This window comes from Bradyrhizobium sp. USDA 3311, assembly GCF_054062495.1.
The window spans coordinates 5521888-5542663 of sequence record NZ_JBSSFI010000001.1 but is presented as its reverse complement, the minus strand read 5'-3'; the positions used below and the strand labels follow the sequence as shown (position 1 = coordinate 5542663).

The following is a 20776-nucleotide window of genomic DNA, read 5'->3' as shown; positions in this document are numbered from 1 at the left end:
CTCAGCCCTTCATCAGATTGACGTCCTCAACCGCGATTGAGCCGCGGTTGCGGAAATAGACCACCAGGATGGCGAGACCGATCGCAGCTTCAGCAGCAGCGACCGTCAGCACCAGAAGCGCGAAGACCTGGCCGACGATATCGCCGAGGAAGGTCGAGAACGCCACGAGATTGATGTTGACCGAGAGCAGGATCAGCTCGATCGACATCAGGATGACGATGATGTTCTTGCGGTTCAGGAAGATGCCGAGGATCCCGAGCGTGAACAGGATCGCGCCGACCGCCAGGTAGTGTCCGAGCCCGATCGTCATTTCACCCACTCCGCCGCATCGGCATCCGAGAGCCCCTGCCCCGGCGCCACCTTGCGCATCGCCATCGCCATGTCGGGCGTGCGCGCGTTCTGAACGTTGATGTCCTGCCGCTTCACGCTCGCCTTGTGGCGCAGCGTCAGCACGATGGCACCGATCATGGCGACCAGCAGCACCATGCCCGCGAGCTGGAAGTAGTAGACGTACTTCGTATAGAGCACGAGGCCGAGCGCCTCGGTGTTGGACACGTTGGTCGGGATCGCCGCTGTGATCGTCTTGGAGACGCCGGGGTTGATGACCCAGAAGCCGACGGTGAGCAGCAGCTCGAACAGGAAGATGCCGCCGATGACGAGGCCGACCGGCAGGTACTCGATGAAGCCCTCGCGCAGCTCGAGGAAGTCGACGTCGAGCATCATGATCACGAACAGGAACAGCACCGCGACCGCGCCGACATAGACGACGATCAGCATCATGCCGAGGAACTCGGCGCCCATCAGCACGAACAGGCCGGAGGCGTTGACGAAGGCCAGGATCAGGTACAGCACGGAGTGCACGGGATTGCGCGAGACAATCACCATCACCGCCGAGGCGACGCAGACGCCGGCGAAGAGATAGAAGAACAGCGCGGGAAGGATCATTGGACATTCCCCGTCATTCCGGGGCGCGGGCAAAGCCCGCGAACCCGGAATCTAGAGGTTGTGGCGCGAGATTCCGGGTTCGCGCTTTGCGCGCCCCGGAATGACGAGGAGGTGGCGGGAAGGATCATGCTCTCATCTCACCGGTACGGCGCATCGAGCTCGATCGCTTTCGCGATCTCGCGTTCCCAGCGGTCGCCGTTGGCGAGCAGCTTGGCCTTGTCATAGAACAGTTCCTCGCGGGTCTCGGTCGCGAACTCGAAGTTCGGACCTTCGACGATGGCGTCGACCGGACAGGCCTCCTGGCAGAGGCCGCAATAGATGCACTTCACCATGTCGATGTCGTAGCGCACGGTGCGGCGGGTGCCGTCGTTGCGGCGCGGACCGGCCTCGATGGTGATGGCCTGGGCCGGGCACACGGCTTCGCACAGCTTGCAGGCGATGCAGCGCTCCTCGCCGTTGGGATAGCGGCGCAACGCATGCTCGCCACGGAAGCGCGGCGAGATCGGGCCCTTCTCGAAGGGATAGTTCAGCGTCGGCTTCGGCTGGAAGAAATAACGCATGGCGAGGAAGAACGCCGAGACGAATTCCGACAGCAGAAGCGAGCGTGCAGTGGCGTTGATGTTGATACCCATGACGGCCCTCACTTCGGCGCGATGCCGGCGAAGTGCAGCACACCGGCCACCACGATCACCATCGCCAGCGACAGCGGCAGGAAGACCTTCCAGCCGAGGCGCATCAGTTGATCGTAGCCGGTAGCGGGGCACGATCGCCTTCGCCATCGCGAACAGGAAGAACATGAAGAAGACTTTGAGCGAGAACCAGATGATCCCCGGCACCCAGTTGAAGGGCGGCAGGTCCACCGGCGGCAGCCAGCCTCCGAGGAACAGGATCGTCGCCATCGCGCACATCGTGACGATCGCGACGTACTCGCCGAGCATGAACAGCAAATACGGCGTCGAGCCGTACTCGACCATGAAGCCGGCGACGAGCTCGGATTCGGCTTCGACGAGGTCGAACGGCGGACGGTTGGTTTCCGCCAGCGCCGAGACGTAGAACACCACGAACATCGGGAACAGCGGCCAGACGTACCAGTTCAGGATGGTGAGCTGCGGCAGCCCGATCAGGCTGGCGAGGCCGCGGACATGCTGCGCTTCGACCACGGCCGACAGGTTCAGCGTGCCGGCGCAGAGCAGCACCGTGATGATGACGAAGCCGATCGAGACCTCGTAGGACACCATCTGCGCCGCCGAGCGCAGCGCGGCCAGGAACGGATACTTCGAGTTCGACGACCAGCCGGCCATGATGATGCCGTAGATCGACAGCGACGAGATCGCGAAGATGAAGAGGATGCCGACATTGATGTCGGAGATCACCCAGCCGAGATTGGTCGGGATCACCGCCCAGGCGGCAAGCGCGAGCACGCATGAGACCAAGGGAGCAAGGAGAAACACGCCCTTGTTGGCGCCGGCCGGGATGATCGGCTCCTTCAGCACGAACTTCAGAAGGTCGGCGAAGGACTGCAGCAGGCCCCAGGGGCCGACCACGTTCGGACCGCGGCGGATCTGCACCGCCGCCCAGATCTTGCGGTCGGCGAGCAGGATGTAGGCGATCGCGACCAAGAGGACGACGAGCACCAAGACGCTCTCCGCGACCATGATGATCAGCGGCCAGAGGAAACCGGTCCAGAATGCGCTTTCGAAGAATTCCATCAGATCACGCTCACTCCGCTGCGGTCAGCATCTGCCCGGAGGCAAGCCGCGAGCACTCCGCCATCACGGCGGACGCACGCGCGATTGGGTTGGTCAAATAGAAGTCGTCGACCAGGGGCTTGAACGGCGCCTTCTCGGGCGAACCGCCCTTGCCCGCCAGCTTCTTGATCTGGTCGGCGCTGCCTGCCTCGATCTGGTCGAGCCGGATCAGATGCGGCACCGCCTTGAAGATCGCCTGGCGCAGCGCGGCAAGCGAGTCGTAGCCCAGCTTCTTGCCGAGCGCTTCCGACAGCGCGCGGACGATCGCCCAGTCCTCGCGGGCTTCGCCCGGCGGGAATGCGGCACGTCCCGTCATCTGCACGCGGCCCTCGGTGTTGACGTAGATCGCGGACTTCTCGGTGTAGGCGGCGGCTGGCAGGATCACGTCGGCGCGGTGCGCGCCGCGGTCGCCATGGGTGCCGATATAGACGACGAAGGTGCCGTCCGGCGCCTTGATCTCGTCGGCGCCGAGCAGGAACAGCAGGTCGAGCGTGCCGAAGGTCGTCATCTGCGCGGCGTTCAGGCCACCGGCCGCGGCGGAGAAGCCGATGTCGAGCGCGCCGACGCGCGAGGCGGTCTCGTGCAGCACGCCGAAACCGTTCCAGCCGTCCTTGACCGCGCCGACATCCATCGCGAGCTTGGCGGCAGCGGCCAGAATGGCGGCACCGTCGTGACGCGAGGCTGCGCCCGCGCCGACCAGGATGATCGGGTTCTTGGCATTCTTCAGCACGTCCATGAAGGAGTGCTTGCCGGCCGCGAGCTCGCCGAGCGTCTCGGTGCCTGCGCCGAGATGGTCGTAGTCATAGGTCAGGTCGGCCTTGGCGCCGATCACGCCGACCTTGAAGCCGCCGGAGCGCCAGCGCTTGCGGATGCGGGCGTTGAACACGGCCGCCTCCTTGCGCGGATTGGCGCCGATGATGAGCAGCGCATCCGCCTGCTCGACACCGACAAGCGTCGGATTGAAGATGTAGGAGCCGCGACCGAGCGCCGGATCGAAGGCGTCGCCGCCCTGCACCGCGAGGTTGCTCGAGCCGTATTTGGCGAGCAGGTCCTTCAGCGCGAACATCTCCTCGACGCCGGCGAGGTCGCCGGCGATCGCGCCGATGCGCTTGCCGTCGCTGCGCGCCGCTTTCGCGGCGATCGCGGCAAAGGCCTCAGTCCAGCTCGCCGCGCGCAGCTTGCCGGCCTCGCGGATGTAGGGCCGGTCGAGGCGCTGGGTGCGCAGGCCATCGACGATGTGACGGGTCTTGTCGGAGATCCACTCCTCGTTCACGGCCTCGTTGATGCGCGGCAGCACGCGCATCACCTCGCGGCCGCGGGTGTCGACGCGGATCGCCGAGCCGACGCCGTCCATGACGTCGATCGACTGCGTCTTGCCGAGCTCCCACGGGCGGGCCGCAAAGGCATAGGGCTTCGACGTCAGCGCGCCGACCGGGCAGATGTCGACGAGGTTACCCTGCAATTCCGACGTCAGCGCGTGCTGGAGATAAGTCGTGATCTCCATGTCCTCGCCGCGGCCGGTGGCGCCCATCTCAGGCGCGCCGGCGACTTCCGCCGAGAAGCGGACGCAGCGCGTGCACTGGATGCAGCGGTTCATCGAGGTCTTGACCAGCGCGCCGAGATATTTGTCCTCGACCGCGCGCTTGTTCTCGGCGAAGCGGCTGGTGTCGACACCATAGCCCATCGCCTGGTCCTGCAGGTCGCACTCGCCGCCCTGGTCGCAGATCGGGCAGTCCAGCGGATGGTTGATGAGAAGGAATTCCATCACGCCTTCGCGTGCCTTCTTCACCATCGGCGAACGGGTGGAGATTTCCGGCGGCTCGCCCTTGGGGCCCGGACGGCAATCGCGCACGCCCCAGGCGCAGCTCGCGACCGGCTTCGGGCCGCCCTTCACTTCGACGAGGCACATCCGGCAATTGCCGGCGATCGACAGCCGCTCGTGATAGCAGAAGCGCGGAATCTCGGCGCCAGCCGCCTCGCACGCCTGAAGCAGCGTGTACTCGGCCGGAACATCGATCTCTTTGCCGTCGATGATGAGCTTGGTCATGTCTCTTACTCCGCCGCGACCATGTTCACGGGATCGCGGACGCCGATATCGTCGATGTCGGACTTATGCGAATACTGGTCGATGCGCGCTTCGATCTCATGACGGAAATGCGCGATCAGGCCCTGGATCGGCCAGGCGGCTGCGTCGCCGAGCGCGCAGATGGTGTGGCCTTCGACCTGCTTGGTGACTTCCAGCAGCATGTCGATCTCGCGCTTGTGGGCGCGGCCTTCGGCCATGCGGGTCAGGACGCGCCACATCCACCCCGTGCCCTCGCGGCACGGCGTGCACTGGCCACAGCTCTCATGCTTGTAGAAGTACGAGATGCGGGCGATGGCGCGGATCAAATCGGTGGACTTGTCCATCACGATCACGGCCGCGGTGCCGAGACCCGAGCGCAGCTTGCTCAGGCTGTCGAAATCCATCGGCGTATCGATGATCTGCTCGGCCGGCACCATGCGCACCGACGAGCCGCCGGGGATCACGGCCTTGAGGTTGTCCCAGCCGCCGCGGATGCCGCCGCAATGCTTCTCGATCAGCTCACGGAACGGAATGCCCATGGCTTCTTCGACGTTGCAGGGCCGCTCGACGTGGCCGGAGATGCAGAACAGCTTGGTGCCGACATTGTTCGGACGGCCGATGCCGGCGAACCACGCCGCGCCACGGCGCAGGATATCCGGCGCCACCGCGATCGACTCGACGTTGTTGACGGTGGTCGGGCAGCCGAACAGGCCGACATTCGCAGGGAACGGCGGCTTCAGCCGCGGCTGGCCCTTCTTGCCCTCGAGGCTTTCGAGCAGCGCGGTCTCCTCGCCGCAGATATAGGCGCCGGCGCCGTGCGCGACGTAGATGTCGAACGGCCAGCCGTTGACATTGTCCTTGCCGACCAGCTTGGCCTCATAGGCCTGGTCGATCGCGGCCTGGAGGTGCTCGCGTTCGCGGATGAACTCGCCGCGGACATAGATGTAGCAGGCATGCGCGTTCATCGCGCAGCTGGCGATCAGGCAGCCCTCGATCAGGAGATGCGGGTCGTGCCGCATGATCTCGCGATCCTTGCAGGTGCCGGGCTCGGATTCGTCGGCGTTGACGACGAGATAGCTCGGCCGGCCGTCGGTCGATTCCTTCGGCATGAAGGACCATTTCAGGCCGGTCGGGAAGCCGGCGCCGCCGCGGCCGCGCAGGCCCGAGGCCTTCATCTCGTTGATGATCCAGTCGCGGCCCTTGTCGATGATGTTCTTCGTACCATCCCAGGCGCCGCGGCGCCGCGCACCCTCGAGCCCCCAGTCATGGAGGCCGTAGAGGTTCTTGAAGATGCGGTCCTTGTCCTCGAGCATATCAGTGCTTTCCGATCAACGATTGGACTGCTTGTAGGCAAGTCCGGCGGCGCAGACGGCGAAGGTCAGCGCCCAGAGCAGGCTGGATTCCAGCGACGCGTTCAGGCTGAAACGCTGCAGCAGGAAGATGAAAATGGCCGCGACGGCGGCATGCATCGCGATGAAGCCCCACTTCTTCATGGCACCGCTCCCCTCCACTGCCGGCGACGAGAGATCACGCATCAGGTGATCTCCTTCAGCGTGGTCGGCCCGGTGATCGGCGCCGAGAACTGGCGGCCGTTCTGCGGACCGGGCTTCGGCGGATTGCCGGAGGCAAAGCCGTCGAGCACCTTGCCAAAGCTCTCCTTGGTCAGGTCCTCATAGGTGTCCTTGCCGATCAGCACCATCGGTGCATTGACGCAGGCGCCGAGACACTCGACCTCCTCCCAGCTGAAATTGCCGTCCTTGGAGAGATGGAAGGGCTCGTGATGGATGCGGTGCTCACAGACGTGGATCAGGTCCTCGGCGCCGCGCAGGCGGCATGGCGTGGTGCCGCAGACCTGGACGTGGGCCTTCTTGCCGACGGGGGCGAGCTGGAACATCGTGTAGAAGGTCGCGACCTCGAGCACGCGGATATAGGGCATGTCGAGCATGTCGGCGATGACGCGGATGGCGGCTTCCGACACCCAGCCGTCGTGCTGCTCCTGCGCGCGCCAGAGGATCGCGATGACCGCGGAGGCCTGGCGCCCGGCCGGATATTTCGCGATCTGCTGCTTGGCGAACGCAAGGTTCTCCTCCGTGAACGCAAAGCTCGCGGGCTGGACTTCCTTCGGTGCTAATCGGCGGACGGACATCTCTTATCTCTCACTGCATGCGGCGCGCGGTGTTGGCACTCAGGGTCTTGGCATTCAGGGACTTGGCATTCAGGGCATCGATCCTGTCCTGCCAGAATGCGCTTGCGGTGCCGAAAACGTTGTAGCCGACGTGGGTCGAGACCTTGATGCGGTCGAGGATCGACAGCTCCTTCACGGTCTCCATCCGGTTGCTGCGCGGATCGAACACGATCAGCGTCAGCGGGGTCTGTTCGAGGATAAAGCGCGACACCGCGTGGCTGCGGTCGCTGCCGTGCTCCTCGCACATGATGACGCTGTCGGTCTCAAGCAGCCGGGCGCCGCCCTTGATCGCCTCGATCTCGACACCCTCGACGTCGAGCTTGATCAGGTACTTGCCGCTGGCCTCGACCTTGCCGTCGTCGATCAGATTGTCGAGCGCGATCACGGGCACGTCCTCGCCACCCGCCGACGGATCGCCGGCGATGCTGAAGGCTTCGTGCTTCGTGCCGGACAGCCGCGCAGTACCGCGGGCCGCGCCGATCGCGCATTTCATGGTTTCGAAGCGGCCACCGTTGATGCGGGCGTTGTTGGCAAGCTTCGGATAGTTCTGGCCCGACGGCTCGATCGCGATCGCCTTGTGCGAGCCGAACGGCCTGCTCGACACCAGCACCGACCAGTAGCCGTAATTGGCGCCGCAATCGAGCAGCGTGTAGTCGACGTCGATGGAGTCGGCGAACAGGAGCTCCAGCTCGTCCTCATAGATATAGGAACGGTTGAGCAGCTTGCTCCAATAGCCGTCGCCATACGGGAATTCGAACACGGCGTCGGGATTGAGCTTGATCGCGATATTGCGCTCGGGCAGCGTTTTCCGCAGCAGGTTCGCGCAGGCGATATAGCCCATGTGCGAGAAGTGCGACGAGATCTTCGAGCCCGTCACCAGCGCCAAGGCAGCCGTCCGCTCCCACAGGTTGGCTCCTTCAAGGGCCCCCGAGGCGCGGTCAAACTGGATTGGCGCCTGCGCCATCACCGATCGACCTCTCCGAACACGATGTCGAGCGAGCCGAGGATCGCCGAGACGTCGGCGAGCAGATGGCCGCGGCAGATGTGGTCCATGGCCTGCAGATGCGCAAAGCCCGGCGCGCGGATCTTGCACTTGTAGGGCTTGTTGGTGCCGTCGGCGACGAGATAGACGCCGAACTCGCCCTTGGGCGCCTCGACCGCGGCATAGACCTCGCCGGCCGGCACGTGAACGCCTTCGGTGTAGAGCTTGAAGTGGTGGATCAGCGCTTCCATCGAGCGCTTCATCTCGCCACGGCGCGGCGGCGCGACCTTGTTGTCCTCGACGACGACGGGGCCCTTGCCCTCAGGCGCGTTCAGCTTCTGGATGCACTGCCTCATGATGCGCACGGACTGGCGCATCTCTTCCATGCGGATCAGGTAGCGGTCGTAGCAGTCGCCGTTCTTGCCGATCGGAATGTCGAAATCCATCTCGGCGTAGCACTCATAGGGCTGCGACTTGCGCAGGTCCCAGGCCGCGCCGGAGCCGCGCACCATCACGCCCGAGAAACCCCACTCCCAGGCTTCCTTCAGCGGCACCACGCCGATATCGACATTGCGCTGCTTGAAGATGCGGTTGGCGGTGAGCAGGCGGTCGAGGTCGTCCACCACCTTCAGGAACGGATCGCACCAGGCCTCGATGTCGTCGACCAGCTTCTGCGGCAGGTCCTGATGCACGCCGCCGACGCGGAAGAAGGCCGCATGCATGCGGCTGCCCGAGGCGCGCTCGTAGAACACCATCAGCTTCTCGCGCTCTTCGAAACCCCACAGCGGCGGGGTCAGCGCGCCGACGTCCATCGCCTGCGTGGTGACGTTGAGCAGATGCGACAGGATGCGGCCGATCTCGCAATAGAGCACGCGGATCAGCTGGCCGCGGCGCGGCACCTCGATGCCGAGCAGCTTTTCCGCGGCGAGGCAGAAGGCGTGCTCCTGGTTCATCGGCGCGACGTAATCGAGGCGATCGAAATAAGGGATCGCCTGGAGATAGGTCTTCTGCTCGATCAGCTTCTCGGTGCCGCGGTGAAGCAGGCCGATATGCGGGTCGACGCGGGCGACGATTTCGCCGTCCAATTCGAGCACGAGTCGCAACACACCGTGGGCCGCCGGATGCTGCGGCCCAAAGTTGATGGTGAAGTTGCGGAGATTTTCAGGTTGCTCGTTCATGATCAGGCCTTCGGTCCCGCCTTCTCGTCACCGGGAAGCGGATAGTCCGCCCCTTCCCACGGCGAGAGGAAATCGAACTTGCGGAATTCCTGGTTGAGCCTGACAGGCTCGTACACCACCCGCTTCTCCTGGTCGTCGTAGCGGACCTCGACGAAGCCGGTGGTCGGGAAATCCTTGCGCAGCGGATGGCCCTCGAAACCGTAGTCGGTGAGGATGCGGCGCATGTCGGGATGGCCGACGAAGAACACGCCATAGAGGTCGTAGGCCTCGCGCTCGAACCAGTCGGCGCCGGGGAACACGTCGATCAGCGACGGCACCTGCGTGGTCTCGTCGGCCTGGGCCTTGAGCCGGATCCGCGCGTTCAGGGTCGGCGACATCAGATGGTAGACGACGTCGAAGCGCTTCTCGCGCGACGGGTAGTCCACCGCCGTGATGTCGGTGAAGTTGACGAAGCGGCAGTTCGGGTCGTCGCGGAGGTACTTGACCACCTCGACGATCCTGGCGGCCTCGACATCCACCGTGAGCTGGTTGAAGGCCACCGAATGACCAGTAGCCGCGCCCGGAAGCGCGCTAACGATCGTTTGCCCAAGGGCGTCGAGCTTGCCATCGTCCATGACGTAAAACCTTAGCGTTCGATGGTGCCGGTGCGCCGGATCTTCTTCTGAAGCAGCAGCACGCCGTAGAGCAGCGCTTCCGCCGTGGGCGGGCAGCCCGGCACATAGATGTCGATCGGCACGATGCGGTCACAGCCGCGCACGACCGAATAGGAATAGTGATAGTAGCCGCCGCCATTGGCGCACGAACCCATCGAGATGACGTAGCGCGGCTCGGGCATCTGGTCGTAGACCTTGCGCAGCGCCGGCGCCATCTTGTTGGTGAGCGTGCCCGCGACGATCATCACGTCGGACTGCCGCGGCGAGGCACGCGGCGCGAAGCCGAAACGCTCGACGTCGTAGCGCGGCATCGACACCTGCATCATCTCGACCGCGCAGCAGGCGAGACCGAAGGTCATCCACATCAGCGAGCCGGTGCGCGCCCAGGTGATGAGGTCGTCGGTCGCGGCGACAAAGAAACCCTTGTCGGACAGCTCCGAATTGACCTCGAGGAAGAACGGATCGTTGGCCCCGACCGGCTTGCCGGTCGACGGATCCAGAATGCCCTGGGGGGCCGGCGCGAGAACCGGACCTGTGGACGGTGCTGGGTTCAATCCCATTCCAGTGCCCCTTTCTTCCATTCATAGGCGAACCCGACCGTCAGCACGGCGAGGAACACCACCATGGACCAGAAGCCGGTCGCGCCAAGCTTGCCGAACGCCACCGCCCAGGGAAACAGGAACGCCACCTCGAGGTCGAAGATGATGAAGAGGATGGCGACCAGGTAGAAGCGGACGTCGAATTTCATGCGGGCGTCGTCGAAGGCGTTGAAACCGCACTCATACGCCGACAGCTTTTCGGGGTCCGGCTGCTGGAACGCCACGATGAAAGGCGCGATCAGCAGCACGAGGCCGATGAGGCCCGCTACCCCTATGAAGACGACGAGTGGAAGATAGTTCTGTAGAATGCCGCTCATTGGCGAGCCCTCTTTCCCGCGACGTCGGGGGAGCCGCGGATTCGTCCCGATTTGGAATTATTCTGAGCCTTAGCGCAGTGCACCAATGGGCGCAAGACACGCTCTTTTTAGGCCCTTTGCCGCCCCCAGAACGGAGAAAATCCCGGAATCACCCCGCGGCTGGTATGGAGCAGATCGCCAAGCCCAGCAAGGGCGACCGCAGTTTTGTGCAGCGGCCGTACCGAGATTGCGGTGCACAGACCAAGGCAGCGCGGGCCGCATGGCATCCGGTCAAAATGCCCGGGTTTTCCGTGCGGCAGCGCACCCGGACCCAGGCAATGACCGTCGCGGAGGCCCTTACCGTCACCCAGGCGACATAGTGCTGGCGGCCGCGGCGGCAAGAGGACAGGTGCAGCAAGGACACGTATCAGGCGCGGATGGTCGGACGAGCCATGCATCGCGACGGGACCGGGGCTCGTCTGGCGAATGCGTCGGCGCAGACCCCGCCTCGGATCGACCGCGAGCGCGGCGTCGGCGACTTGCAGGACCGTCGCACGCGCCGCGCTCGCATGAGCTCCGGGCCGGGGGGCATAGCCCGGGAGCTCATCGATCTCCCGCTGGAAGATCAGCGGTCGTCCGGTCAGCAGAACAAGGGCATGGTCGAGCTCAGGCCGGTCGGAACCTCGATATGTGCAGCGTCAACATGCCGTGCGCTCGCCCGCCCTCACCACTTGTAGGAGACGCTGGCGGTCACGCGCCGGCGATCGCCGTAGAAGCACGACGTGGCCGAGGCACAGCTCGCGACATAGATCTTGTCGGTCAGGTTGATCACGTTGAGTGCCGTGCGCCAGTTCTGCCATTCGTAGTGGAGCGCGAGGTCGCCGAGCACGACCGCGGGAACTTCGAGCGTGTTGGCGGTGTCGGCCCAGGAGGAGCCGATGTAGCGCACGCCGCCGCCGAAGCCGAAGCCCTCGAGCGGTCCGTCCCTAAAGGTGTAGTCCGCCCAGCCCGACACCAGCAGCTCCGGCGTGTTGGTCGGCGTCTTGCCGACCAACGACGGATCGAGATCCTTGCTGTTGAACAGGTGATAAGCCGTGAAGGCGCCGATCAGCTTCAGTTCCTTGGTGGCGTTCGCTACCGCTTCGAGCTCGATGCCACGCGAGGTCACCTCGCCGGTCTGGTTCTGCAAGACCGGAACACTGCCCGGCAGTGTCGTCGCCACATTTTGACGGACCAGATCGAAGGCAGATACGGTGAAATAGCCGTCAAAGCCCTTCGGCGCGATCTTCACACCGATTTCGGCCTGCTTGCCGGTCTCCGGCAGGAACAGCTGGTTCTGTGCGTTGAGGCCGATGATCGGATTGTAGCTCGTCGAATAGGAGACGTAGGGCGCGATGCCGTTGTCGAAATTGTAGATCAGGCCGGCGCGCCCGCTGAACCTGCTGTCATCGCGGCTGCTGACCGTAGCCCCCGTGTCGCGGGCGTCTTGCGTCGTCGCGACCCAATCATTGCGGCCGCTCAAGACCAGCGTAAAATTGCCGAGCTTCATCTGGTCCTGGATGTAGGTGCCGGCCTGCTTCTGCGTGATCTGGAAGTTGCGGAACGGCGTGGTCGGCAACGGGGTTTCCGCCTGACCGTAGACCGGATTGAAGATGTTGATCGAGGACACGCCGAACCCGAAGGCCTGATAGTCATCGATCTGATAACCCTTCAGGTCGACCCCGAACAGCATCGTGTGCTTCACCGGACCGGTGTCGAAGCGATATTCGAGCTGGTTGTCGAGATCGCCCTGGTTGGCGGTGTTCTTCGCATACCAATTGTAGCGGTTGAGCGTGGCGGTTGCCTGATTGCCGTAGTCGTTGCCGACATAGCCACGATAGGTCACGTCGACATGGGCAAACCGCGCATTCTGCCGGAATGTCAGATCGTCGGTGAGATTGCGCTCGAACTGGTAGCCGAGCATCTCCTGCTCGCGCGTGAACTTGTCGACGCTGGGATCGCCGGCAAAGAAGCTGGTCGGGATCTTGCCGAACGAGGCATTGGTGACCGTCCCGACATAGGGCAGGAAGTTGATGCCGCGGGTTTCCTGCCGGGAAGCGGATGCCAGCACCGTAAACGTCGTGTCGGCATCCGGCTTCCAGGTCACGGACGGTGCGATGAAGTAGTTGTTGTCGGGCGTGAAATTGACCTGCGTCGGGCCGTTCTGGACCTGGCCGACGACGCGGTAGAACAGCTTGCCGTTCTGCGCTTGCGTCGCGACCGGCCCGCCGACATCGAAGCCGACATAGGCGTTGCCGAAATTGTTGACGCCGGTCTCGACATAGCGGATCGGCTCGGCCGGCGGCAGCTTGCTGATGACGTTGACGATGCCGCTCGGGCTCGATCCGCCGTAGAGCACCGCTGACGGGCCGCGCAGCACCTCGACGCGCTCCATGTTCGGCGTCTGGAGCTTCCAGCTCGCATAGGACGTGTAGAACAGCTGCATGCCGTCGAGGAACAGCCCGACGTCGTCGGACTTGAAGCCGCGGATCAGCCACCAATCGTTGCGCGTATCCGCGCCGAAGGTCCCTGCCCGCACGCCGGCGGTGTAGCGCAGCACCTCGTCGAGCTTGTTCGCCTTCTGGTCGCGGATCTGCTCCGCACTGATGACGGACACCGACTGCGGCGTCTCCATGATCGGCGTGTCGGTTTTGGTGCCTGACGAACTGCGGCCGGCGACGTAGCCGCGCACGGGGCCGCGCGGCGTCTCGACGAAGCCGGCGTTGCGCTGCGGCTGCGGTTTGCTTCTATTCGCTGCCTGCACTGACCGCCGCGGTGCGCTACGCACGGCCGACGCGGGTGCGCGGCGGCGCGCCTCCGGCGCCGTGACGGTCACCGACGGCAGGTTCTGAGCGCCACTCTGCATAGACGATTGTGCAAGCGATGCCTGCGGCACCAAGACCCAAGCGGATGCGGTCGCCAACACGGCCGACCGCAGCATTCCAAGACTGTTCAACGCGCCACCCCAAAGCTGCATGTTCGATGCGTCATGCCGTCGTGTCCCGACACGGCATGCGTTTGCAGTGACGCTTATGTGAGGGTGCGCGATTTCCCTAATTGAAAACTTCTTAGAGAGACTCTTAGAAGCGATCCAACATTTCCAGGGATTGCCGAGACATCAGCGCGAATTTTTTTCGGCCTCGAGCATCTCGGCGGCAATCGCCGTGAGCTGATCGACCTGGCGCAGCAGCGTGTCGAACTCGGCTTCGCTCAGCGATTCAAGCAGGCGCCGATTGCGGTCCTGCGCGCCTTCGACGATCACGTCATGCGCGGCGAGACCCGCCGCGGTGAGCGAGACCAGCACCTCGCGACTGTCCTTCGGGTTGGCCGATTTCGCGATCAGCTTGCGCGAGACGAGTTCCGCAAGCGCGCGGCTGATCTGTCCCTTGTCCTGGCCGACCGCTTCGGCGAGCCGCGCGACGCTCATCGGCGGCCGCCGGCCGAGCGAGGCGACCAGACCGAACTCGACCGAGGACAATCCAGCGAGGCGCTTGTAGCGCAGGATGGCGCCGCGCTTGAGCAGATTGGCCAGCACCATCAGCCGCGACGACAGCATCACGGTGATCGGCGCCGCCTCGCTCTCGCCCGCCTCGGGCGTCGTCCACCCATCCCTCGGTGTCTGGTTCATCGTTCACCTGTGCCAAGAAAGCGGTGACCTGCCAAGCCCAAGTCCGAAGCAAGTGCCGGGCTCAAGTCCCAAGCTTGAGGCAGGCCGCCTCCTACCTCATCCGAATGCGACCAAGAGGCACTTGGAAGATCGTTGACATTGTCATCGAATTATTTTTCACTGCGACAAAGGCACAAAAAAGCCCGGCCAGCACGGCCCACAGCGGAGGACCAGCATGACGATCACCCAGCGGGATCGCGATCTCGGCACGGCCTATGCGATGAAACCGGCGCAGACGCGCACCGAGCTAACCTCGGTCGTGCGCGGCACGCCAATGGGCGAACTGCTCCGCCGTTACTGGCACCCGGTCGGGCTCATCGGTGATGCCACCGACACCCCGAAGAAGGTGCGGGCGCTGGGCGAGGATCTGATGCTATTCCGCGACAAGCATGGCCGTGCCGGCCTCTTGCACGCGCGATGCTGCCATCGCGGCACCACGCTCTATTATGGCAAGGTCGAGGAGGACGGCATCCGCTGCTGCTATCACGGCTGGAAGTTCGACACCGAGGGCCACTGCCTGGAGCAGCCCTGCGAGCCCGACGGCGGCCAGTTCAAGGACAAGGTGCGCCAGCCCTGGTATCCGGTCGAAGAGCGCTACGGACTGATCTTCGCCTATATGGGCCCGGCCGAGAAACGCCCGGTGCTGCCGCGCTATGAGTGCCTCGAAAACATGGACGATGGCGAGTTCGTCGAGGCCGACGATTCCTCGATCGGCGGCGGCGGACCGGCAGTCATTCCCTGCAACTGGCTGCAGCATTTCGAGAACGTGGTCGATCCCTATCACGTGCCGGTGCTGCACGGCTCGTTCTCGGGCCCGCAATTCACTGACATGATGGCCTCGATGCCGGAGGTGAAGTTCGACAAGACGCAGCGCGGGATCGCCGTGCGTTCGATCCGCAGGCAGGATGACGGCAAGGTGTTCTATCGCGTCACCGAAGCCGCCCTCCCCACCTTGCGCGTCGTGCCCAATCCGCGCGTGGCGCAGTTCGCCCGCGTCGAGTCGATCGGCTGGACACTGCCGATCGACGACACCTCGTTCCGCATCTACGTTGCCGGTCGCGTCAGGACATCCGGCGACATCGGCCGGATGCGCTCGAAGTTCAACGGAAAATTTTGGTGGGACATGACCGAGGCCGAGCACCAGCAATTCCCTGGTGATTACGAAGCCCAGGTCGGCCAGGGCCCGGTGACCGTTCACTCCGAGGAGCATTTCGGCCAGAGTGACCGCGGCATCCTGATGATCCGGCGCATGCTGAGCGAGCAACTGGAGGCGATGGAGGCAGATCGCGACCCGATCGGCGTGTCGTTCGATGTGGGCGCGGCGCCGGTCGAATTCGAAGCGGGGAATTACATCCGCGACGCGTGAAGCTGCCAGCTCCAATAAGCGCTGGACCGACAGCGACAACAAAGACAAATTGGGGGGATGCGGTGGTCGATGTGACGTCACAAGTGTCGGTGCAAACGACTGCCGCGGCAAAGCCCTCGGCGCGGCGCTATTACGTGCTGGGGCTGCTCACCGTCATCTACGCGCTGAACTTCCTCGACCGCACGATCTTCAACGTCCTGATCGAGCCGATCAAGAAGGAGTTTGCCCTCAGCGACACCATGATGGGCCTGCTCGCAGGCTTCGGCTTCGCGCTGTTCTACTCCCTGCTCGGCATCCCCATCGCGCGCGCCGCCGACCGGCTCAACCGGCGCAACATCGTGGCCGTGGCCTTCGCGTTCTGGAGCGCGATGACGGCGCTGTGCGGCGCGGCCTCGAGCGTGACCTCGCTGGCGCTGGCGCGTATCGGCGTCGGCATCGGCGAATCCGCGGGCTCGCCCGCCTCGCAGTCGATCGTCGCCGATCTCTTTGCCAAGAACGAACGCCCGCGCGCGCTCGGCATTTACGCCATCGGCACCTATCTCGGCGTCTTCCTCGGCTATTTCGTCGGCGGCTACGTCAACCAGCACTATGGCTGGCGGATGGCCTTCTACGTCGCCGGCCTGCCGGGCATCCTGCTCGCGGCTATCCTGTGGCTGACGATCTCGGAGCCGAAGCGCGGCGCGATGCAGGAGAGCTTCGTGCCCGAGCCGCTCGGCCCGACGCTGCGCTTCCTCGCCTCGCAGCGGAGCTTCATCATCGTGCTGATCGGCTTCTGCCTCACCACCTACACCAACTACGCGACCGCGGCCTGGATCCCGCCGTTCCTCGCGCGCGTGCACCACCTGTCGAGCGCCGAGATCGGCACCTATGCCGGCACCTTCAAGGGGCTCGCCGGAATGGCCGGCACCCTGCTCGGCGGCTTCGTGGTGGCGCAAGTGAGCCGCCGCGACGACCGCTGGAAGCTCTGGGCGCCCCGCGATCACCTCAGGCCTCGCCGGTCCGGTGTTCGCGCTGTGCATGCTGACGCAGGATTTCGCGATGATGGTCGCGATGCTGGCGCTGACCTCGTTCCTGGTCGGCTTCCATCTCGGGCCGATCTTCGCTATCGCGCAGACCGTGGCAAAGCCGAGCATGCGGGCGCTGGCCTCCGCGCTGATCGCGCTCACCGCCACCTGCTTCGGCCAGGGCGTCGGCCCGCTGGCCGTCGGCATGGTCAACGATGCCCTCAAAGGCAGCTATGGTGCAAAGGCAGCTATGGTGCGGACGCCGTGCGCTACTCGCTGCTCTCGGCGGCGGTCACGACCACGCTGGGCGCCCTGCTGTTCGTCTGGGCGGCCCGCACGATCCGGGACGATATCGGTCGGGCCGCGGCCTGAGACCAGTTTCGGCCATAAGCCTGGCGAAACCAACCGGGCTTATTAATGAAACCATTTTGCGGAACCCGCGAAACCATCCGGAAACAGATGGTCCTTAAGACATGAGCCCATAGACGGCGGCAAAGCCCGTCGGGAGGCTCAGATGAACCACTCAATTCACTCTGCTGATCGTGCGACCCACCTGAAGATCGTGGTGGTGGCGCTGGTTGCCGGCATTGCGGTGGCCGGCTTCGGGATCGCGGCCCGCACCAATGCCGATTACAGCCAGACCGCCCAGTCGACCCACGTGGTCAAGGCCGGCAAGGCTGTGGTGGTGACGAGCGCGGGCACGTCGGAGATTCGCTGACGGCGAAAAGGTTCGATTTGACCCCCAACCGGCCGCCCTCGGGCGGCCTTTTGATTTTCAGCCGTCGACTGAAGGTCGCCTGCCAAGCCTTTGAAATGTCAAGGGTGTATTCTATAGCTCGACGAGCCGGCAGACTACGCCAAAGTCAGTCGGCCCGGTAGCTGCCGCAGCAATGCTTGAATTTCTGCCCCGAGCCGCAGGGACAGGGATCGTTCCGGCCGGCGTCAGCCTGCCCGTAGCGCAGCCGGTTCAATGTCTTGCTGTTCTGTTCGAGGATCATCTTGCGGCGCGCCTCCTGCACCTCGATGACCGCCGCATTGTCGCCGGCATCCCAGAACGCCTGCGGCTTCAGATGGGCGAGCTTGTCGCTGACATAGACGGGGTAAAACCAGCCGAGCGTTCCGTCGCGCAGGCGCTGCAGCGTCGTCAGGTCGTAGAGGAAGAAACCTGCCTCCAGCAGCGTCGCGTTGATGTCCTGGAAGTCGTCGATGTCGGCCTCGCACACGACGACGCTGCAATTTTCGAGCACGTAACGCGCGCCCTTCAGCGCGGCCTTTTCGGCGCCCTGCACGTCGAGCTTGAGCAGGAACGGCGGCTCGAGCGACAGTTCCTTGACCAGCGCATCGAGTGTCGTCGCCGGCACCTTGACCTTGCTCTTGATCAGGTCGTTGAGCCGCGCCCAGTAGAGATCGCCCGCCGGGCGCACGGACGACCAGTAGGGATGCACCGACTCGGTGATCTCGATCTCACCCTCATGGTCGGTGATGGCGCAGATCCGATAGTGCCCGCCAAGCACCTCCTTGATGGCCTTCAGGGAGTTCTCATAGATCCGGTTGGCATCAATGTTGAGCGGCACCGCACCACCGAGCCGTGACAGGTGGTTAAGAACGAAATGCCCATCGGCACAGCCAAGGTAGATCACGGCCCCGTACCGCACGCCCTTGGCGAACAAATTTTGCAGCGTTGCGCTGAAATCGGCTGCCTGCATTGGATTGATCCGAATGAGAGCGGTTTGACCGGTCGTCGGCGGTCTGGCGGGTTGCACAATGTGTTGCACACCGCTTGTTGCGGGCAAGATCGGAAACACGAAAAAATCGAAAATAACGACCACCCGCTCGCCGAGCGTCGCATACGCGCTTTGCTCCGCTGGCGGTTTGCCAGGGAGGGTTTCTATTCAGCGATTAAGTTATTGATTTCCGCCATAAAATGGCGCGAGAGACGGGGCTCGAACCCGCGACCTCCGGCGTGACAGGCCGGCGCTCTAACCAACTGAGCTACTCCCGCGTGGCGCACAGATGTCCGCGGAACGAGGGGGGACTTAAAGGCCGGGCTTGGTGAAGTCAAGGACGTTGCATCCACAGCCTGAAGGAGCGGATATCCGCCGGTGGCGCGCAGGAACGTGACCCGGCCGCGCCGGGCGGCGTAGTCAGTCCGGTCCCGAATCGTCTACGCCTCCGGGAACCTGCGGGGTCCGGGGGCGGTCTCCCCAGCCACCGGCAAGAATCGAGGAGGCCAGACATGGCGAAGAAGGCAGCCGCTCCCGCCACCATCACCCTCAAGCACCTCGCCGCCGACATCGCGGAAAGCCAGGACCTGTCGAAGAAGCACGCCGAGGCCGTCCTCACCGACATGGTCGAGCTGATCGCCAAGCACCTGAAGAAGGGCGACCGCGTCCGGATCGTGGGGCTGGGCATCCTCCAGGTCCGCAAGCGCGCGGCCCGCACCGGCCGCAATCCCGCCACCGGCGAGCCCATCCACATCAAGGCCAGCAAGAAGGTCGCCTTCCGCCCGGTCAAGGAACTGAAAGAGGCGATCTGAGGTGACTGTTCGTTAAGCCTGATCGAAGCTCGTTCCGGCCGCAACGTGGCCCGCTTTTCTGATATACCGCCTGCTCCCCCTGACCCCCGGCGGTTTGACCAGAAATGTCCTCACTCATCTTCACGCATACCGTGACCGAGCGCTTCCTGCGCTACGTCACCATCGACACCCAGTCCGATCCGGAATCCCCCAGCTCGCCCTCGACCGAGAAGCAGAAAGACCTCGGCCGCGTCCTCGTCACCGAGCTGAAGGCCATGGGCGTTGCCGACGCCCATCTCGACGACTACGGCTACGTTTACGCAACGATCCCGGCCAACACCGACAAGAAGGTGCCGGTGATCTGCTTCTGCTCGCACATGGACACCTCGCCCGACGTCATCGGCAAGGACGTGAAACCGCAGGTCGTAAAGAACTATCGCGGCGGCGACATCACCCTGCCGGGCGATACCAGCCAGGTGATCCGCTTCGCCGAGCATCCCGCGCTGAAGAACCAGATCGGCAACGACATCATCACCACCGACGGCACCACGCTGCTGGGCGCCGACAACAAGGCCGGCGTCGCCGAGATCATGGATGCCGCGCATTTCTTCATCAACAACCCCGATGCGAAGCACGGCACCCTCAAGATCCTGTTCACGCCGGACGAGGAAATCGGCCGCGGCGTCGACAATGTCGACATCAAGAAGCTCGGCGCCGATTTCGGCTACACCATGGACGGCGAGACCGCGGGCTCTGTCGAGGACGAGACCTTCTCGGCTGATGGTGCCACCATCACCATCAACGGCGTCAGTGCCCATCCGGGCTATGCCAAGGGCAAGATGGAGCACGCGATCAAGATCGCGGCAGCCATCGTCGAGCGACTCCCGAAGGAAGGCTGTTCGCCCGAGACGACGTCAGGCAAGCAGGGCTTCCTGCATCCAATCGGCATCGACGGTGCGCTCGAGCAGGCAACGCTCTCCTTCATCGTGCGCGACTTCACCGAGGAAGGGCTGAAGGAGAAGGAGGTCCTGCTCGAGAACATCGTCAAGGATGTGATGAAGGACTATCCGCGCTCGACCTACAAGTTCGAGGTCAAGGAGCAGTACCGCAACATGAAGCAGGTGATCGACCGTCACCCGCACATTCTCGAATACGCCATCGAGGCGATCCGCCGCGCCGGCCTGCGCCCGATGCGCACCGCGATCCGCGGCGGCACCGACGGCTCGCGCCTGTCCTTCATGGGCCTGCCCTGCCCCAACATCTTCGCGGGCGAGCACGCGTTCCATTCGCGCCTGGAATGGGTCAGCCGGCAGGACATGGAAAAGGCGGTGCAGACGATCGTGCACCTCGCCATGATCTGGGAGGAGAAAGCGTAGGCGCGCGGCTAATCTCGGCGCGCGAAATAATTCCAAGCCCTAGGGAACGAGCCGGCGCGGGGCGCGTTGGCGATCCAAGTCCCAAGGACGAAGATTGTGAGCACAAAGGCCTCAGCCGGTCAGCCCCGGGCTGGGGCCTTTTCGCGTCTCGATTGCGC

At 64.2% G+C, this 20776-nt stretch carries 20 protein-coding genes, 1 tRNA gene and 2 pseudogenes; 6 read left to right on the top strand and 17 right to left on the bottom strand.

All coding sequences use genetic code 11. From position 1 onward, the window contains the following. Window position 1 precedes the first annotated feature (1 nt). From nuoK to ACVWW6_RS26445, 13 genes and pseudogenes are all read right to left on the bottom strand, one after another. Window positions 2-310, bottom strand: a complete 309-nt coding sequence (nuoK, locus tag ACVWW6_RS26505) for an NADH-quinone oxidoreductase subunit NuoK (protein WP_008547737.1) — start codon at window positions 308-310, stop codon at window positions 2-4. Next, complete coding sequence (locus tag ACVWW6_RS26500) at window positions 307-945, bottom strand: NADH-quinone oxidoreductase subunit J (RefSeq protein ID WP_060912423.1); 639 nt, start codon at window positions 943-945, stop codon at window positions 307-309. Before ACVWW6_RS26500 ends, nuoK begins: the two co-directional genes overlap by 4 nt. Before the next feature lie 137 nt (window positions 946-1082). Further along, on the bottom strand, window positions 1083-1577 hold the full coding sequence (gene nuoI, locus ACVWW6_RS26495; RefSeq protein WP_007603556.1) for an NADH-quinone oxidoreductase subunit NuoI: 495 nt from the start codon (window positions 1575-1577) through the stop codon (window positions 1083-1085). Window positions 1578-1585: 8 nt separating this feature from the next. Continuing rightward, window positions 1586-2654 (bottom strand): annotated as a pseudogene (gene nuoH / locus ACVWW6_RS26490) (NADH-quinone oxidoreductase subunit NuoH). 10 nt (window positions 2655-2664) lie between these two features. Next, complete coding sequence (nuoG, locus tag ACVWW6_RS26485; RefSeq protein WP_028171713.1) at window positions 2665-4740, bottom strand: NADH-quinone oxidoreductase subunit NuoG; 2076 nt, start codon at window positions 4738-4740, stop codon at window positions 2665-2667. 5 nt (window positions 4741-4745) lie between these two features. Then, a complete protein-coding gene (gene nuoF / locus ACVWW6_RS26480) occupies window positions 4746-6071 on the bottom strand; it encodes an NADH-quinone oxidoreductase subunit NuoF (RefSeq protein WP_011087678.1) in 1326 nt (441 codons plus the stop codon). 15 nt (window positions 6072-6086) lie between these two features. Next, window positions 6087-6293 (bottom strand): hypothetical protein, encoded by a 207-nt coding sequence (locus ACVWW6_RS26475; protein WP_011087679.1) that lies wholly within the window; start codon window positions 6291-6293, stop codon window positions 6087-6089. After that, complete coding sequence (gene nuoE, locus ACVWW6_RS26470; RefSeq protein ID WP_011087680.1) at window positions 6293-6904, bottom strand: NADH-quinone oxidoreductase subunit NuoE; 612 nt, start codon at window positions 6902-6904, stop codon at window positions 6293-6295. Before nuoE ends, ACVWW6_RS26475 begins: the two co-directional genes overlap by 1 nt. Window positions 6905-6914: 10 nt before the next feature. After that, window positions 6915-7907: an FkbM family methyltransferase gene (locus ACVWW6_RS26465; protein WP_161534771.1), complete on the bottom strand. Its 993-nt coding sequence runs from the start codon at window positions 7905-7907 to the stop codon at window positions 6915-6917. Next, on the bottom strand, window positions 7907-9103 hold the full coding sequence (locus ACVWW6_RS26460; RefSeq protein WP_011087682.1) for an NADH-quinone oxidoreductase subunit D: 1197 nt from the start codon (window positions 9101-9103) through the stop codon (window positions 7907-7909). Before ACVWW6_RS26460 ends, ACVWW6_RS26465 begins: the two co-directional genes overlap by 1 nt. 2 nt (window positions 9104-9105) lie before the next feature. Further along, complete coding sequence (locus ACVWW6_RS26455) at window positions 9106-9717, bottom strand: NADH-quinone oxidoreductase subunit C (protein WP_060912426.1); 612 nt, start codon at window positions 9715-9717, stop codon at window positions 9106-9108. Between the two features lie 11 nt (window positions 9718-9728). Beyond that, a complete protein-coding gene (locus tag ACVWW6_RS26450; RefSeq protein WP_456683181.1) occupies window positions 9729-10310 on the bottom strand; it encodes a NuoB/complex I 20 kDa subunit family protein in 582 nt (193 codons plus the stop codon). After that, window positions 10307-10672 (bottom strand): NADH-quinone oxidoreductase subunit A, encoded by a 366-nt coding sequence (locus ACVWW6_RS26445; protein WP_008136158.1) that lies wholly within the window; start codon window positions 10670-10672, stop codon window positions 10307-10309. The genes ACVWW6_RS26450 and ACVWW6_RS26445 overlap by 4 nt, the downstream gene beginning before the upstream one ends. A 164-nt stretch (window positions 10673-10836) precedes the next feature. Between ACVWW6_RS26445 and ACVWW6_RS26440 the strand changes: the two genes are divergently transcribed. Beyond that, window positions 10837-11031 (top strand): hypothetical protein, encoded by a 195-nt coding sequence (locus ACVWW6_RS26440; RefSeq protein ID WP_038966298.1) that lies wholly within the window; start codon window positions 10837-10839, stop codon window positions 11029-11031. A 344-nt stretch (window positions 11032-11375) separates the two neighbouring features. On the opposite strand, the gene ACVWW6_RS26435 is transcribed toward ACVWW6_RS26440, so the two are convergent. Both ACVWW6_RS26435 and ACVWW6_RS26430 read right to left on the bottom strand, forming a co-directional pair. Next, the gene (locus ACVWW6_RS26435) at window positions 11376-13631 is read right to left on the bottom strand and encodes a TonB-dependent siderophore receptor (RefSeq protein WP_161534769.1); all 2256 of its coding nucleotides are present in this window, start codon (window positions 13629-13631) and stop codon (window positions 11376-11378) included. Window positions 13632-13808: 177 nt separating this feature from the next. Continuing rightward, window positions 13809-14318: a MarR family winged helix-turn-helix transcriptional regulator gene (locus tag ACVWW6_RS26430; RefSeq protein ID WP_011087686.1), complete on the bottom strand. Its 510-nt coding sequence runs from the start codon at window positions 14316-14318 to the stop codon at window positions 13809-13811. A 214-nt stretch (window positions 14319-14532) separates the two neighbouring features. On the opposite strand from ACVWW6_RS26430, the gene ACVWW6_RS26425 reads away from it, so the two are divergent. The 3 genes from ACVWW6_RS26425 to ACVWW6_RS26415 all read left to right on the top strand — a co-directional run bounded on the left by ACVWW6_RS26425 (window position 14533) and on the right by ACVWW6_RS26415 (window position 17445). Then, complete coding sequence (locus ACVWW6_RS26425) at window positions 14533-15723, top strand: Rieske 2Fe-2S domain-containing protein (RefSeq protein WP_456681612.1); 1191 nt, start codon at window positions 14533-14535, stop codon at window positions 15721-15723. Window positions 15724-15812: 89 nt separating this feature from the next. Continuing rightward, window positions 15813-17099, top strand: coding sequence for a spinster family MFS transporter (locus ACVWW6_RS26420; RefSeq protein WP_456681611.1), 1287 nt, complete (start codon window positions 15813-15815; stop codon window positions 17097-17099). A 142-nt stretch (window positions 17100-17241) separates the two neighbouring features. Continuing rightward, window positions 17242-17445, top strand: a complete 204-nt coding sequence (locus ACVWW6_RS26415) for a hypothetical protein (protein WP_161534766.1) — start codon at window positions 17242-17244, stop codon at window positions 17443-17445. 145 nt (window positions 17446-17590) lie between these two features. Here the strand turns inward: ACVWW6_RS26415 and ACVWW6_RS26410 are convergent, their stop codons facing one another. Then, complete coding sequence (locus tag ACVWW6_RS26410) at window positions 17591-18433, bottom strand: FkbM family methyltransferase (protein ID WP_456681610.1); 843 nt, start codon at window positions 18431-18433, stop codon at window positions 17591-17593. 219 nt (window positions 18434-18652) lie between these two features. Continuing rightward, window positions 18653-18729 (bottom strand) — tRNA-Asp (locus tag ACVWW6_RS26405). A 228-nt stretch (window positions 18730-18957) separates the two neighbouring features. Here ACVWW6_RS26405 and ACVWW6_RS26400 point away from each other — a divergent pair. Further along, window positions 18958-19263: pseudogene (locus ACVWW6_RS26400) on the top strand (HU family DNA-binding protein); the annotation flags it as partial. Between the two features lie 104 nt (window positions 19264-19367). Beyond that, a complete protein-coding gene (gene pepT, locus ACVWW6_RS26395) occupies window positions 19368-20618 on the top strand; it encodes a peptidase T (RefSeq protein ID WP_456681609.1) in 1251 nt (416 codons plus the stop codon). Window positions 20619-20776: the final 158 nt, after the last annotated feature.

Coding starts and splice junctions, on each gene's coding strand:
- nuoG (WP_028171713.1), bottom strand. CDS start 4,740: ATGACCAAGCTCATCATCGACGGCAAAGAGATCGATGTTCCGGCCGAG.
- ACVWW6_RS26455 (WP_060912426.1), bottom strand. CDS start 9,717: ATGGACGATGGCAAGCTCGACGCCCTTGGGCAAACGATCGTTAGCGCG.
- ACVWW6_RS26430 (WP_011087686.1), bottom strand. CDS start 14,318: ATGAACCAGACACCGAGGGATGGGTGGACGACGCCCGAGGCGGGCGAG.
- ACVWW6_RS26445 (WP_008136158.1), bottom strand. CDS start 10,672: ATGAGCGGCATTCTACAGAACTATCTTCCACTCGTCGTCTTCATAGGG.
- ACVWW6_RS26465 (WP_161534771.1), bottom strand. CDS start 7,907: ATGGCGCAGGCGCCAATCCAGTTTGACCGCGCCTCGGGGGCCCTTGAA.
- nuoF (WP_011087678.1), bottom strand. CDS start 6,071: ATGCTCGAGGACAAGGACCGCATCTTCAAGAACCTCTACGGCCTCCAT.
- nuoE (WP_011087680.1), bottom strand. CDS start 6,904: ATGTCCGTCCGCCGATTAGCACCGAAGGAAGTCCAGCCCGCGAGCTTT.
- ACVWW6_RS26415 (WP_161534766.1), top strand. CDS start 17,242: ATGAACCACTCAATTCACTCTGCTGATCGTGCGACCCACCTGAAGATC.
- ACVWW6_RS26425 (WP_456681612.1), top strand. CDS start 14,533: ATGACGATCACCCAGCGGGATCGCGATCTCGGCACGGCCTATGCGATG.
- nuoI (WP_007603556.1), bottom strand. CDS start 1,577: ATGGGTATCAACATCAACGCCACTGCACGCTCGCTTCTGCTGTCGGAA.
- ACVWW6_RS26440 (WP_038966298.1), top strand. CDS start 10,837: ATGGAGCAGATCGCCAAGCCCAGCAAGGGCGACCGCAGTTTTGTGCAG.
- ACVWW6_RS26410 (WP_456681610.1), bottom strand. CDS start 18,433: ATGCAGGCAGCCGATTTCAGCGCAACGCTGCAAAATTTGTTCGCCAAG.
- pepT (WP_456681609.1), top strand. CDS start 19,368: ATGTCCTCACTCATCTTCACGCATACCGTGACCGAGCGCTTCCTGCGC.
- ACVWW6_RS26435 (WP_161534769.1), bottom strand. CDS start 13,631: ATGCTGCGGTCGGCCGTGTTGGCGACCGCATCCGCTTGGGTCTTGGTG.
- nuoK (WP_008547737.1), bottom strand. CDS start 310: ATGACGATCGGGCTCGGACACTACCTGGCGGTCGGCGCGATCCTGTTC.
- ACVWW6_RS26475 (WP_011087679.1), bottom strand. CDS start 6,293: ATGCGTGATCTCTCGTCGCCGGCAGTGGAGGGGAGCGGTGCCATGAAG.
- ACVWW6_RS26460 (WP_011087682.1), bottom strand. CDS start 9,103: ATGAACGAGCAACCTGAAAATCTCCGCAACTTCACCATCAACTTTGGG.
- ACVWW6_RS26500 (WP_060912423.1), bottom strand. CDS start 945: ATGATCCTTCCCGCGCTGTTCTTCTATCTCTTCGCCGGCGTCTGCGTC.